Consider the following 14,469-nt stretch of genomic DNA (forward strand, 5'->3'; position numbering starts at 1 on the left):
CATACAAATTAGCGATTTTATTGTTAGTCAGCACGGTTGCCAGACCGATGGTTCAGACCTGCCGATAAGGCAAAGCCGCCCTCGCCTCTTCGGCATACGCCAGAACCCCCACCCGCTCTCGCTCAAGAAAATCCTCCACTGCACTCTTCAACCCCGGGTGGCGCAAATAGTGCCATGAGCGCGTAATCACCGGCTCAAACCCGCGAATCAATTTATGCTCCCCCTGGGCACCGGCATCGAAGCGTTGCAGGCCGTGGGCGATGGCGTAGTCCATGCCTTGGTAGAAGCAGGTTTCGAAATGCAGGCGGTCGAATTCCGCCAGGCAACCCCAGTAGCGGCCATAGAAGCTGTCGCCACCGATCAGGCTGAAGGCCATGGCCACCGGGCGCGTGCCTTGTTTGGCCAAGACTACGCGGATGGCTGCGGGCATGCGCTCAGCCAGCAGGCTGAAAAACGCGCGGGTCAGGTAGGGCGATTGCCGGCGCACCGCGTAGGTATTGGCGTAGCAGGCGTAGACAAAATCCCATTGGGCTTCGCTCAGCTCGTGGCCTTGCAACCACTCGAACTCGATACCCTGCCCTGCCACCTGTTCACGCTCTTTACGCATCTGTTTGCGCTTGCGTGAACTCAAGGCGTCGAGGAAATCCTGGAAGTCGCGGTAGCCTCGGTTCTGCCAATGAAACTGACACCCCAGGCGTTGCAACCAGCCGGGGTGTTGGGCCATGGCTTCATCGGCGAGGGCATCGGTAAAGTTGATATGGGCGCTCGACAAGCCCTCGATCTCCAGATACCCCGGCAGGCTATTGAGCAACTCAAAAGCGTCTGCGGCACTGGCAGCCAACACGCGCGGCCCACCGACCGGGCTGAACGGCACGGCCGTCAGCAACTTGGGATAGTAGTCGATGCCAGCGCGCTCGCAGGCGTCGGCCCAGCCGTGATCGAACACGTACTCGCCGTAAGAATGCCATTTGCGATAACCCGGCAATGCCGCCATCAGCCGGTCGCCTTCCCAGTGCAGCAAATGCTCCGTCTGCCAGCCCGAATGCGGGCCGACGCTGGCGCTGTCTTCCAGCGCACTCAGAAACCCATGCTGCATAAACGGCTGGGCCGTTGGCATCAGGGCATCCCACGTGTGCGCAGCGATATCGGACAGGCTGTCCAGGCGTTGCAGCGGCATCGGCATCCTCATTGTTTCTTGGCATGAAAACCTGGCGAGTATCGCTGATCACAGCCGCGCGCACATCCTCAAAACACGCGGACAGACCTCAAAACCCTTAGTTCCGTAGCGAAACGATTTGTCATCTAGATGAAATCACTTAGCCACTACTCCGTCATAAACGGTCGCGATACTGACGCCAGTTTTTAGAGCGTCCGGGTCTACCGGGCGACATTTTTCCGCCCGTCATGGGTCGGTTGTGTCCTGGAGGGTGTTGCCCTCCCTCCTCACTTTCGGAGATTGATATGCGTCTTGCTTCCACTAAAACTGCGGCGGTCCTGTGTGGCGGCCTGTTGCTGGCACTGAGCGTTCCGGCCAGCGCTGCAGTCGACGCTAAATTGCTCGACATGCTCAAGGCCAACGGCCAGATCACCGCGGCGCAGTACACCGAACTGCAAATGGAGCTGGCCAGGGATCAGAAAGAACAGCAGATCGCCCGCCAGGCTCAACAAGAGACCAACGAGCAGATCGCGGCCACTGCGAAAAAAACCAACGAGCTGAGCAGCTTCGACCAGAAATTGGCTTGGGCAGCCAAGACCCAGTTCAAGGGTGATGTGCGCTTCCGTCAGGAAACCATCAAGATCGACGGCGAGCCCAACAACGGTGGGCGTGACAAGGACCGTCAACGTATCCGTGCGCGCCTGGGTGCCTACACCGAAATCAACCCGCAAGTGGACACCGGTATCCGTATCGCCACCGGCGGCGGCGACGATGCACGTTCCACTAACCAGGACCAGGATGGTTACTTCGATAAGAAATCGATCTGGCTGGACCTCGGCTACATCGACTACCACCCGGACCAGATCAAGAACCTGCACGTGATCGGCGGCAAGATGCTGCAACCGTGGGTGAACATGGGCGACGTGATCTGGGATAGCGACATCAACCCTGAAGGCCTGGCCGTCACCTACAAATACCCGCTGGGGAGCAGCGCAGAACTGTTCGGCAGCCTGGGTAACTACAACCTCAAGGACAACGTGGACGGTGACGGCGTGCAATTTCGCCATGACCTGCGCCTGACGTCCGGCCAGTTGGGTACGCGTTTCTCGGTCACCGACAACCTGAAAATGACCTTGGGCGGCAGCATCTACGCCTACAAGAATGACGAAGACAGCCGTTGCACAACCACCACCACGCCTTGCGCATTGGCGGTCAACGGCAACTCGGCCAACAACGAATTCCGTTTGTACGAAGGCTTTGCACAAGCAGACATCGGCGGCCTGGCCGTGCCGCTGTCGTTCTACGGTCAGTACGTGAAAAACAACGATGCGGTGACCGACCAGGACACCGCCTGGTTGCTGGGTGCCAAGTCCAAGGTGTTCGGTTTGAACCTGGACTACAACTACCGCGACGTTCAACGTAATGCCGTCGTAGGCGCCTTCACCGATTCGGACTTCGCCAACGGCACCACCGGCTCGCGCGGTCACAAGATGAAAGTCAGCTACGACATCGACAAGAACTTCGCCATCGGCGCCACCTACTTCCTGACCAAGGCTGACTTCGCCAGCCGGACCCAGCGGGATGCCGACACCAACACCTTGCAGCTGGATGCTGAAGCCAAGTTCTAATGCCTAACATGTAGGAGCGAGCTTGCTCGCGAAGAACCCACAGGCAACGCGTTTATCCAGAATACCCGCGTTATCGTTGACGTTCTTCGCGAGCAAGCTCGCTCCTACATATCCTTACGCCGTTCGGCCACCAGTTGGTCGGCCAACGCATCCACACCCTCCACCGGCTCCTGCGGCATACGCTTGAGCGTTGCCTGCATCAGGCGCATCTGACGGATAAAGCGCCGGCAGTTCGGGCAAAACATCAAGTGATGACGCACCATCAGACGCTCGCGAAAGGTCAATTGCCCATCGAGATAGTCACTGGAACGCGCTACTTGCTCTTTACAGGTCAACATTCGCCCGTTTCCTCAAAATGCTCCACCGTGGCGAAGACTTTAAGCCGTGCTCGATGCAACAGCACACGGACGTTGGAGAGTGAAAGGGTCAGAAGATTACAGATCTCTTCCAGCTCCAGGCCTTGGCGTTCACGCAACACCAGCACACTGCTTTGCAATTCGGACAAACTCAGAATCGTATGCTCCAGGCATTTGCGCAATTCATCTTCGGTCAGCAGCGCTTCCGGGGTGTCCTGGTGCCAGGCATACGGGGCGACAGCCCAATGGCCATCATCCGGGCTGAAGCGGTCATCACCGATAGTGCCGTGGGGTGAGGGCAAATCATCGAGCAGCACTTCCCGACGATTTTGTTTGTAACGACTCTTTGCGGAGTTGGCAGTAATGGTCAATAACCACGTCTTGAGGCTTGATCGCCCTTCGAACTTGGCCAGGTTGCGCACCACGGAAAGCCAGGCGTCTTGCACGACTTCGTCGGCATGGCGCTGGCCGACGATGGCATAGGCCACTGCCCGCATTGCACTCTGGTAGGTGTTGACCAAATCCTTATAAGCCCGCTGCTCACCCTTGAGCAGGCGTTGAAGCAGGTGCGTGTCGTCCGCTGCTGCCATCGTTTACCTCAATCTTGCCGTGGAAATACGGTCAATGTGGGAACTGGCTTGCCTGCGATCCAGACAACTCGGTAAATCACGCACACCGAGCCGATGCCTTCGCAGGCAAGCCAGCTCCCACAGTTGACCGCGTCCGGCCACACACTCAGCGTTTGCGCAGGATCACACTGCCAATCGAATACCCGGCGCCAAAGGAGCTGAGGACGGCAACCGCGCCCTTGGGCAGGTCATCTTGATAAGTGTGGAACGCAATCACCGAGCCGGCCGAACTGGTATTGGCGTAAGTATCGAGGATCACTGGCGCTTCTTCCACCGACGCGTCGCGCCCCAGCAGTTTCTTCACGATCAGGTGGTTCATGCTCAGGTTGGCCTGGTGCAGCCAGAAGCGCTTCACATCGGTGACACTCAGCTGGTTTTCTGCCAAGTGCTCGCCGATCAATTCGGCCACCATCGGGCAAACATCCCGGAATACCTTGCGGCCTTCCTGCACGAACAGCTTGTCGGGGGCGCCGATACCCTCTTCCGCCGTGCGGTTGAGAAAACCGAAGTTGTTGCGAATGTTGTTGGAGAACTTGGTCAGCAGCTTGGTGCTCACCACGTCGAACTGATGTTCGGACGTCGCCAGGTCAGCACGCTCCAGGATCACCGCCGTGGCGGCATCGCCGAAGATGAAGTGGCTGTCACGGTCACGGAAGTTCAGGTGGCCGGTGCAGACTTCTGGGTTGACCATCAGGATCGCCCGGGCCTGGCCCAACTGGATGCTGTTGGCCGCGTTCTGGATGCCGAAGGTGGCCGAGGAGCACGCCACGTTCATGTCGAAACCGAAGCCCTGGATACCCAAGGCTTCCTGGACTTCGATGGCGATCGCCGGGTAGGCGCGTTGCAGGTTGGAGCAGGCGACGATCACGCCGTCGATGTCGGCGGCGGTCTTGCCGGCGCGCTGCAAGGCTTGTTCGGCGGCACCGATGGCCATCTGGCAAAGCACCGACCATTCGTCGTTGCTGCGCTCGGGCAGGCGTGGGGCCATGCGCTGAGGATCGAGGATGCCGTCCTTGTCCATCACAAAACGGCTCTTGATGCCGGATGCTTTTTCGATGAATGCCGCGCTCGACTCAGTCAGCGCCTGCACATCGCCACGTTCGATAGCGGCGGCGTTGTCGGCATTGAACTGTTGTACGTAGGCATTGAAAGACTGCACCAGCTCTTCGTTGGAAATGCTGTTGGCCGGGGTGTACAGGCCAGTGCCGCTGATGACGACGTTATGCACGGTCGTTCCTCTAAATCTGTCAGGCAGAAGATATTGGTACCGTCGTACCAAACTTAAAGTGGTTTGATGTCATCCAGCGGGCATCAAACTGGCAATGCTTTTATTCACTCTTGTAACCGCGAAGTTTGCCACAACCCCGGGGATTTGGCGCTATAGGCCAAACAAACATCCCATTTGGGGCGGGGCTCGCCCTGATGCCTGTAGGAGCGAGCTTGCTCGCGAAGAACCCACAGGCAACGCGTTTATCCAGGATACCCGCGTTATCGTTGACGTTTTTCGCGAGCAAGCTCGCTCCTACAGGGGTTCAGGGCTCTACCTGGCTCCATTGCTTGCTCAAACGCTTGTCGGAAATCGGCACTTTGGTGCCCAGTTGTTGAGCAAACAGCGACACCCGGTATTCCTCCAGCCACCAGCGGTACAGCTCCAACTGCGGGTCGCGCTTGCCTTCCTGGGTGTGTTTGTTCAAGCGGTTCTGGTACTGCGCCCATAGGCCGCCCAATTCGCTGCTCCACACCCGGTCCTTTTGCACCTGGCTCGGCAGTTTTTCCAGGCGCAGTTCGATGGCCTTGAGGAAACGCGGCAGTTCCTTGAACCACTGGGCCGGGGTTTCCCGCACAAAGCCTGGGTACACCAGGTTGCTCAGTTGCTGCTTGATATCGTTCAAGGCCACGGCCTGGGCCAGGTCGATCTTGCCCTTGAAGCGTTTTTGCAGGCCGTGCCAGAGCTTCAGCACCTCCAGGGTCAGGCGTGCCAGGCGTTCGGCGTGCTCAGTCCAACTGCCGCGCTTGCGTTCAGCCAAGGCCGCCAAACCCGCGCCATCGCGTGGCAGGCTGTCTTCGCCTTCGAGTACGCAGGTATCGAGGCTGGCCAGCAAGATGTCTTCCACCAGCGCGTCAATGCGCCCCAGTTCGCGGTACATCAAGCCCAACTCGGTCAAGCCCGGCAATTTTCCGCGCAGGAATTTCGCCGGTTCCGCCAATTGCTGCATCAGCAGGCGCTGCAAGGCGCGACGGTGCTGGAACTCGGCTTCGGCAGCGGTAGAGAAACGCCCCTCCTTGACCGTGCCGTTCTCTTCCACCAGGGCCGGGTACACCGTCATCGACAGGCCGGCGATGTTCTGCTGGGTCTTTTGCGCCACCGCCGCAAACACCTTGGCCTCTACCGGCTGCTGGCTTTTCGCGGTTTGCGGCACGGCCAAGGCGGCCTGGCTGGCTTCGGCGAACCGTGCGGTGAGCTCGGCCAGGTCGCGGCCTTCGCCGAGGAACTTGCCCTGGCCGTCGACCACTTCCAGGTTCATCTTCAGGTGGTTTTCCACCTGTTGCGCCGCCTCCGCCCACGCCTCATCGCTGACCCGCGCACCGGTCATGCGCAGCAATTCACGCCCCAGCGCCTGGGGCAGCGAGCCCTGGCCGAATTCGATGCGTTGCAGCGCGGCCTTGACGAAGTCCGGCACCGGCACAAAGTTTTTGCGCAGCGCCTTGGGCAAGTTGCGCACCAGGGCGATGCACTTGGCTTCGATCAACCCCGGCACCAGCCACTCCAGGCGCTCGGCTGGCAACGCTGGCAACAACGGCGCCGGCACCCGCAGGGTCACGCCATCGCGAGGGTGGTTGGGTTCGAAGTGGTAACTCAGGGCCAGGGCGAGGTCGCCCAGGTGCAAGGTGTCCGGGTAATGCGCGGCGGTGACTTCACTGGCCTCGCGGGCCAGTACGTCTTCTTCGCGCATGATCAGCAGTTGCGGGTCTTTCTGGCTGGTGACCTTGTACCAACTGTCAAAGGTGGCGGTCTGGTGAATCTCTGCGGGCAGGCGTGCATCGTAGAAGGCGTAGAGGGTTTCTTCATCGGCCAGGATGTCGCGACGGCGGGCCTTGGCTTCCAGCTCGTCGAGTTGCTCCAGCAGTTTCTGGTTGGCCGTCAGGCATTTGGCCCGCGACTGAATCTCGCCGCGCACCAGGCCTTCACGAATAAACAACTCACGGGACACCACCGGGTCAATCGGCCCGTAATGCACCGGCCGACGCCCGACCACGATCAACCCGAACAGGGTGATCTGCTCAAACGCCACCACCTGGCCGCGCTTCTTCTCCCAATGGGGTTCGAAGTGGTTTTTCTTGATCAGGTGCCCGGCCAGCGGTTCGATCCAATCCGCGTCGATTTTCGCCACCATGCGTGCATAGAGCTTGGTGGTTTCCACCAGTTCGGCGGTCATCAGCCATTGCGGGCGTTTCTTGCCGATGCCCGAAGACGGGTGAATCCAGAAACGTCGCTGCCGCGCCCCGAGGTAATCGCCGTCTTCGGTCTTCTGGCCGATCTGGCTGAGCAGGCCGGACAACACGGCTTTATGCAGCTTCGGATAATCGGCGGGCTCTTTGTTGAGGCTCAGCTGCATGTCGCGGCAGATCAGGCTCAATTGGCGATGGGAGTCGCGCCACTCGCGCAAACGCAAGTAGTTGAGGAAGTTCTTGCGGCACCAGTTGCGCAACGGGCTGGCGGTCAGTTCCTGGCGCTGCTCCTCGAAACCGCGCCACAGGTTGACCAACCCGGCGAAGTCCGAATCCGGGTCTTTCCACTGTGCGTGGGCCTGGTCGGCCGCTTGTTGACGCTCCGGTGGGCGCTCGCGCGGGTCCTGGATCGACATGGCGCTGGCGACGATCAACACTTCCTGCAAGCTGCCGAGCTTGGCCGCCTCCAGCAACATGCGGCCCATGCGCGGGTCCACCGGCAAGCGGGCAAGCTGGCGGCCCAGGGGTGTGAGCTGGCTGTTGCGGTCTACCGCCGAGAGTTCTTGCAGCAGGTTGAAACCGTCGCTGATGGCCTTGCCATCCGGCGGTTCGATAAACGGGAAATCGGTGATCTCGCCCAGGCGCAGGTGCAGCATCTGCAGGATCACGGCCGCGAGGTTGGTACGCAGGATCTCCGGGTCGGTAAATTCCGGGCGCCCGATAAAATCTTCTTCGCTGTACAGGCGTACGCAAATACCCGGCTCAACCCGGCCGCAACGGCCTTTACGCTGGTTGGCGCTGGCCTGGGAAATCGCCTCGATGGGCAGTCGCTGCACTTTGGCGCGGTAGCTGTAGCGGCTGATGCGCGCCGTGCCGCTGTCGATCACGTAGCGAATGCCCGGCACGGTCAGCGAGGTTTCCGCGACGTTGGTCGCCAGTACCACGCGCCGGCCCGGGTGGGACTGGAAAATGCGCTGCTGCTCGGCTGGCGACAGCCGTGCGTACAACGGCAAAATCTCGGTGTGCTTGAGCTGAGCCTTGCGCAGCATGTCGGCCGCGTCACGAATCTCGCGCTCGCCGGGCAAAAACACCAGCACGTCGCCAGGGCTGCGCCGTTCGCTGCGCTCATAGGCGGCGATTTCATCGAGGGTGGCGAGGATCGCCTGGTCGACGGTCAAGTCGTCCTCGACGCGGTTACCCTCCTCGTCCTGTTCCAGGGTGAGCGGGCGGTACCAAGTGTCCACCGGGAAGGTACGGCCCGACACCTCGACAATCGGCGCATCGTCAAAATGCTTGGAAAAGCGCTCCAGATCGATGGTGGCCGAGGTGATGATGACTTTCAGGTCGGGGCGACGCGGCAACAGGGTCTTGAGGTAGCCGAGCAGGAAGTCGATGTTCAGGCTGCGTTCGTGGGCTTCGTCGACGATGATCGTGTCGTAGCGTTCCAAGTAACGATCATTCTGGGTTTCGGCCAGCAGGATACCGTCGGTCATCAGCTTGATCAGGGTGTTGGCATCGCTCTGGTCTTCAAATCGCACTTGATAGCCGACCAGAGCGCCTAGCGGCGTGGCCAATTCTTCAGCGACGCGGCTGGCGACACTGCGCGCGGCGATCCGACGCGGCTGGGTATGGCCGATCAGGCCGAACTGGCCGCGGCCGATTTCCAGGCAGATTTTTGGCAACTGCGTGGTTTTACCCGAGCCGGTCTCACCGGCGATGATCAGCACCTGGTGCTTATTGAGCGCGGCCTTGATCTCATCGCGCTTGGCGGCAATCGGCAGGCTGTCGTCATAGCGAATCACCGGCAGGCTGGCGCGCCGCGCCGTGACCTGGGCGCAGGATGCCTGCATGCGCGCCACCCACTGCGCCATTTTGTCCTCGTCGGGCTTCTTGCGCAGCTCAAGCAACTGGCGCCGCAAGCGGTGGCGGTCGGCGAGCATGGCGTGATCGAGGGTTTTGAGCAGTTGGTCGAGGGTGGGTGCTTGGTCTGTCATCAGCTATTTCGACGGTCATCTATTTATGCACGGCCGGCAAGTGTGGCAGAAAAGCAGCCCATCTGGCAGGCGGTTGAGCTTCAACGGGTGTAAACCGAACCAAAATGTGGGAGCGGGCTTGCTCGCGAATGCGGTGGTTCAGTTGATCCATCTGTGACTGACACACCGCATTCGCGAGCAAGCCCGCTCCCACAAGGGGGAGAATGCGTTACAGGGGGTCTTTGCGGCGGTAGGGGAAGACGTCGATCACCTTGCCGGCACGAATCGCGTCCTGCAGGCCCTTCCAGTAATCAGCGTTGTACAACTCGCCATGCAGCTCATCGAACAACCGGCGCTGCCCGGCGTCGGCAAACAGGAACGGCGGGAACTCTTCGGGGAACACGTCCAGCGGGCCGATGGAGTACCAGGGCTCGGAGGCCATTTCATCCTCGGGGGTGCGCGGCGCGGGGATATGGCGGAAGTTGGCTTCGGTGAGAAAGCAGATTTCGTCGTAGTCGTAGAACACCACGCGGCCATGGCGGGTAACGCCAAAGTTTTTCAGCAGCATGTCGCCGGGGAAGATATTCGCCGCCGCCAATTGCTTGATCGCCAGGCCGTAATCCTCCAGGGCTTCGCGCACCTGGGCGGGGTTGGCGTTGTCGAGGTAGAGGTTGAGCGGGGTCATGCGTCGCTCGGTCCAGCAGTGGCGGATAAGCACGGTGTCGCCCTCCACTTCGACAGTACCGGCGGCGACTTCCAGCAACTCGGCCAGGCACTCGGGCTCGAATTTGCTCAAGGGGAAGCGGAAGTCGGCGAACTCCTGGGTGTCGGCCATGCGCCCTACCCGGTCGACGCTTTTCACCAGGCGGTACTTTTCAATCACCGTGGCGCGGTTGACGTTTTTTGACGGTGAGAAGCGGTCCTTGATGATCTTGAACACCGTATTGAAACCCGGCAGCGTGAACACGCTCATGACCATGCCGCGCACGCCGGGGGCCATGATGAACTGGTCGTCGGTGGTAGCCAGGTGGTTGATCAGCGCGCGGTAGAACTCGGATTTGCCGTGTTTGTAGAAACCGATGGAGGTGTACAGCTCGGCAATGTGCTTGCCCGGCAGGATGCGCTTGAGAAAGCCGATGAACTCGGCGGGCACCGGTACATCGACCATGAAGTAGGAACGGGTGAACGAGAAGATGATCGACACGTCGGCTTCGTCGGTGATCAACGCGTCGATCTGAATGCCACGCCCTTCGCGGTGCAGCAGCGGGATCACCAGCGGCCATTGTTCGTCGCGGGTGTAGATGCGCCCCACGAGGTAGGCGCCTTTGTTGCGGTAGAGCACCGAGGAAAACAACTCGACTTTGAGGTCCGGGTCCTTGCACACCCAATCCGGCAGGTTTTCCCGCAACTGGGCTTCGAGGCGGCGCAGGTCGGCGGGCAGGTCGGCGTAGGGCTCGCTGAAGCTGTAGTCAGAGAACACCTGCGCGAGCATGTCCGAAATTTTACCGGCCGGCGTATAGATGCGGGTTTGCGCCGCCCGTGCCCGGCGCAGGCTCGGCCGGGTGGTGTGGATGAACATGCAGCCGTCGCTGATCAGGTCATGGCTGAACAGGCCGCAGAAGATCGAGTTGTACCAAGTCTCGGACAGCTCATCGTCAAAGCGCAGGTCGATCAAGCCGATATAAGCGCTTTTTACCAAGGGCCACTGGCCGATGTCCTGCAACGCCGCAGCGTCAAAACTGGCGCGCAGGCGGGTCGTCACCTCAGCGACTTTCTCTTCATAGAGGTTGATGCGCGCCGACGACGCGGCCTGCCCCTGCTGCCACTGGGCCTTCTCGAAACGCTCACGGGCGCCATCGGTGATCTGGCGGAAGTGCTCACGGTAATCGTCGAAACCGTCGAGGATCATCCGGGCGATAGCGAGGGCAGACTGCGACATGCGGGAAACCTCGAACGGGTATCTGGAAGCCCAGAGCTTAGCCAGTGAACCGAGGCAGGAGAAGAATGATTTTGCACGGGGGCGAACTGACTGCAATTAGCCATTGTGCCGACCTGCCCGCTGGGCAACACTTCTGCGCCTGATTGGCGTAGGAGTTTTCCGTGAGACCTGTTGACACCCTGTATCTGCTGGGGCTGGCTGCCATTTGGGGGGCGAGTTTCCTGTTCATGCGCATGATCGCGCCGGAAATCGGCACGCTGCCCACCGCGTTTTTCCGCGTGTCGATTGCCGCCGCGGGTTTATTGGTGATCCTGGCGATGCTGCGCGTGAGCTGGGATTTCCAGGGCAAGTTCAAGACGGTCTTGCTGCTGGGGGTGATCAACTCGGGGATTCCCGCGACGATGTACTCGGTGGCGGCGCAGGTACTGCCGGCGGGCTATTCGGCGATTTTCAACGCCACCACACCGTTGATGGGTGTGTTGATTGGCGGATTGTTTTTCAGCGAACGCCTGACGCCGTCGAAAATCGCGGGTGTCGCCTTGGGGCTGTTTGGCGTTGCCGTGCTCACACGTGCGGGGCCGGTGGCCTTTGATCTGGAATTACTGATGGGCGCCCTGGCGTGCCTGCTGGCAACCACCTGCTATGGCTTTGCCGGTTTCTTGGCGCGGCGTTGGCTGGACCAGCGCGGCGGGTTGGACAGCCGTCTCTCGGCCTTGGGCAGCATGTTGGGGGCGACGTTGTTCCTGTTGCCGTTGTTTGCCTACAGCGCCATCAGCCATCCACCCGCGAGTTGGGGCGGCTGGCAGGTGTGGTCGTCGCTACTGGGATTGGGGCTGGTGTGTACGGCGTTTGCCTACATCCTGTATTTCCGCCTGCTGTCATCCATTGGCCCGGTCAAGTCGATGACCGTGACCTTCATGATTCCGCCGTTCGGCGTGTTGTGGGGGGCGTTGCTGTTGGATGAGCCATTGTCCATGGCTCATCTGTATGGCGGAGTGTTGATTGCCGGGGCGTTGTGGTTGGTGCTGCGCCGGTCCAAATGACCACTTCACTATTGTAGGAGCGAGGGGGTGGGTTTCAATGCTTACGGAATACAAACACCAAGCCGACGATGATCAACGCCATCCCCAGTACGCTCAACAAGGCCAGGCGATTGCCGAAGATCAGGTAGTCCATCACCGCGGTTACCGCCGGCACCAGATAAAACAAACTGGTGACATTCACCAGGTTGCCCCGGGCAATCAGGCGGTACAGCAACAACGTCGCCAGCACGGACACCACCAGCCCCATCCACAGCACCGGCAGGTAAAAGCGCGCACTGTGTTCAAAGTGGAACGGCTGGAACGGCACGAACACCGCGCATAGCAGCAACCCGGCCAGGTATTGCAGGGGCAACGTACCCAAGGGGTTGTCGGTGATGCGCTTTTGCATGATCGAGCCAAACGTCATGCTCGCCAGCGCCAGCAATCCGAACAGCATCCCCGCCAGGGACATGCCCGCCAGCCCGATGCCTTGGTAAACCACCATGATCAGGCCCGCCAACCCCAACCCCAGGCCAAACAGCCGGCGCCAGGAGCGTTGGCGCTCCATCAGCACCACGGTAAGGATCGGCTGCACGCCCATGATGGTGGCCATCACCCCGGGGGTGACGTTGAGGTCCAGGGCCAGCAGATAGAAAATCTGGTAGGCCCCCAGCAATACCAGGCCCGTCGCCGCCGCATACAGCAGGGGCTTGCCGGGACGTGGCAGCTTCAACTTGAGGATCGGTACCAGCACCACCAACCCCATCAGGGCGATGGCAAAGCGGATCAGCAGAAAGGCAAAGGGCGAAGCATGGGCCAGGCCCAACTTGGAGAATATCGCCCCGCTGCTCCACAGCAGGACAAACACGCTCGTCGAGGCCGCCGCGGCCACGGATTGTTTCGAAAGCACAGACATGGTTACCACCTGTTATCAGGCCAAAAAGCCGACTCAGTAGAAACTGAAATTCAGTAGGTTTTTTTCAGGCAGGCACGGGGCAACAGCGGATTGCTGATCAGCCCGAAATGCCAACACCCGGCGGTGATACGACTGCGTACACCGGCGTGCTACTGACAGGTGGGGGGTAGTGACTGATCTGCGCAGGCTGCTTGCCACGGCACGGCACGACCACAGCGTTGACCGCTGAATCGACTACCGCTATGCGCTGGGAAGCTGGCATGTGCTGATCTTTTTGAAGGGATGACGACGCGACGACTATAACCAGCCGCAAACATACTTTGCAATCCTTTCCCCCTTGCCTTGTACGTGGAGGCGTTTTCATGCCCTAGAACCTGGCCACTCGCTATAATGCCGCCCGGATTTTTCGAAGGATTTCACATGATTGCTTTGCCCTGGCTGTACCTCACCCTACTTTCCATTGGCTATGTCGTGGCTTTGATCTACGGCCAACTGGGCGTACTGGCGGCGGTCTCCATCGCACTGCTGCTGGTGGCCGGGTATGCCGTACGCCAGCAACGCAACCCTTGGGCGCGCTACCTGGGCCACGGTTTGTTTATCGTCCTGGCCCTGGGCCTGGCGATGCACTGGCTGCCGGGTTTCTATAACGGCCGCGGTATTGCGCCCCAGCGTTTCACTCCGGACTCAGTGCCCTTCTCGATGTACCTGAACCAGGACAAACCCCTGATCGGCTTCTGGCTGTTGCTGGCCTGCCCGTGGATTGTGGCGCGACGCTCGTTGCGCCTGTCGATCTGCGTCACGGCCGTGGCCGTGACCCTGGCCGCTATCGCCGCCTTGGGTGGCGCGGCCCTGCTGGGGATGATCAGTTGGGCGCCCAAGTGGCCGGACGAGGCGTGGCTGTGGGTGTTGAATAACCTGCTGCTGGTGACGCTGGTCGAAGAAGCGCTGTTTCGCGGGTATATCCAGGGCGGCCTGAGCCGACGCTTCAAACACCTGCCCTATGGCGAAAACCTCGCGCTGCTGCTGGCCTCACTGTTATTCGGCCTGGTGCATTTTGCTGCGGGTTGGCAGTGGATGCTGCTGGCGAGTATTGCCGGCGTGGGTTACGGCCTGGCGTATCGCTTTGGCGGGCTCGGCGCGGCGATTGCCACGCATTTTGGCTTGAATCTGCTGCACTTCGGCCTGTTCACCTACCCGATGCTGGCCGGCTAAGCCTTCCTCACTGTAGGAGCGAGCTTGCTCGCGAAGGACTTCAACGCTAACGCGGGCATCCTGAATGAACGCGTTGCCCTTGAGTGCTTCGCGAGCAAGCTCGCTCCTACAGGGGCAACGCCGTTCCCAGGATTGTTGCAAAAATAAGTTAAATAAATGCCCCGCATGGCCGATACCCCCTGAAAGCC

10 protein-coding genes are annotated in these 14,469 nt (G+C 60.3%); 3 read left to right on the forward strand and 7 right to left on the reverse strand.

The annotated features are described in order from the left end of the window. Positions 1-52: 52 nt before the first annotated feature. Complete coding sequence (locus ACWHXD_RS22130; RefSeq protein WP_138762330.1) at positions 53-1,177, reverse strand: GNAT family N-acetyltransferase; 1,125 nt, start codon at positions 1,175-1,177, stop codon at positions 53-55. Between the two features lie 284 nt (positions 1,178-1,461). Between ACWHXD_RS22130 and ACWHXD_RS22135 the strand changes: the two genes are divergently transcribed. Beyond that, entirely contained in the window at positions 1,462-2,784 is a 1,323-nt protein-coding gene (locus ACWHXD_RS22135) for a putative porin (protein WP_003193136.1), read from the forward strand. Positions 2,785-2,888: 104 nt separating this feature from the next. Here ACWHXD_RS22135 and ACWHXD_RS22140 read toward each other — a convergent pair whose 3' ends face one another. From ACWHXD_RS22140 to aceK, 5 genes are all read right to left on the reverse strand, one after another. Then, entirely contained in the window at positions 2,889-3,122 is a 234-nt protein-coding gene (locus ACWHXD_RS22140; RefSeq protein WP_044275044.1) for an anti-sigma factor family protein, read from the reverse strand. Next, positions 3,116-3,730 carry an RNA polymerase sigma factor gene (locus tag ACWHXD_RS22145; protein ID WP_032895849.1) on the reverse strand — a complete coding sequence of 205 codons (615 nt, stop codon included), beginning with the start codon at positions 3,728-3,730 and terminating at the stop codon, positions 3,116-3,118. The genes ACWHXD_RS22140 and ACWHXD_RS22145 overlap by 7 nt, the downstream gene beginning before the upstream one ends. A 145-nt stretch (positions 3,731-3,875) precedes the next feature. After that, positions 3,876-4,997, reverse strand: a complete 1,122-nt coding sequence (locus ACWHXD_RS22150; RefSeq protein WP_003193141.1) for a beta-ketoacyl-ACP synthase III — start codon at positions 4,995-4,997, stop codon at positions 3,876-3,878. Positions 4,998-5,301: 304 nt separating this feature from the next. Further along, the gene (gene hrpA, locus ACWHXD_RS22155; protein ID WP_138762332.1) at positions 5,302-9,213 is read right to left on the reverse strand and encodes an ATP-dependent RNA helicase HrpA; all 3,912 of its coding nucleotides are present in this window, start codon (positions 9,211-9,213) and stop codon (positions 5,302-5,304) included. 208 nt (positions 9,214-9,421) lie between these two features. Then, positions 9,422-11,131: a bifunctional isocitrate dehydrogenase kinase/phosphatase gene (gene aceK, locus ACWHXD_RS22160; protein WP_138762333.1), complete on the reverse strand. Its 1,710-nt coding sequence runs from the start codon at positions 11,129-11,131 to the stop codon at positions 9,422-9,424. A gap of 161 nt (positions 11,132-11,292) precedes the next feature. On the opposite strand from aceK, the gene ACWHXD_RS22165 reads away from it, so the two are divergent. Beyond that, a complete protein-coding gene (locus tag ACWHXD_RS22165) occupies positions 11,293-12,174 on the forward strand; it encodes a DMT family transporter (RefSeq protein WP_138762334.1) in 882 nt (293 codons plus the stop codon). A 34-nt stretch (positions 12,175-12,208) separates the two neighbouring features. On the opposite strand, the gene ACWHXD_RS22170 is transcribed toward ACWHXD_RS22165, so the two are convergent. Beyond that, positions 12,209-13,069 (reverse strand): DMT family transporter, encoded by an 861-nt coding sequence (locus ACWHXD_RS22170; protein WP_032895843.1) that lies wholly within the window; start codon positions 13,067-13,069, stop codon positions 12,209-12,211. A gap of 420 nt (positions 13,070-13,489) precedes the next feature. Between ACWHXD_RS22170 and ACWHXD_RS22175 the strand changes: the two genes are divergently transcribed. Continuing rightward, positions 13,490-14,281 (forward strand): CPBP family intramembrane glutamic endopeptidase, encoded by a 792-nt coding sequence (locus tag ACWHXD_RS22175; protein WP_138762336.1) that lies wholly within the window; start codon positions 13,490-13,492, stop codon positions 14,279-14,281. Positions 14,282-14,469 lie beyond the last annotated feature (188 nt).

The organism is Pseudomonas fjordensis (assembly GCF_976987115.1).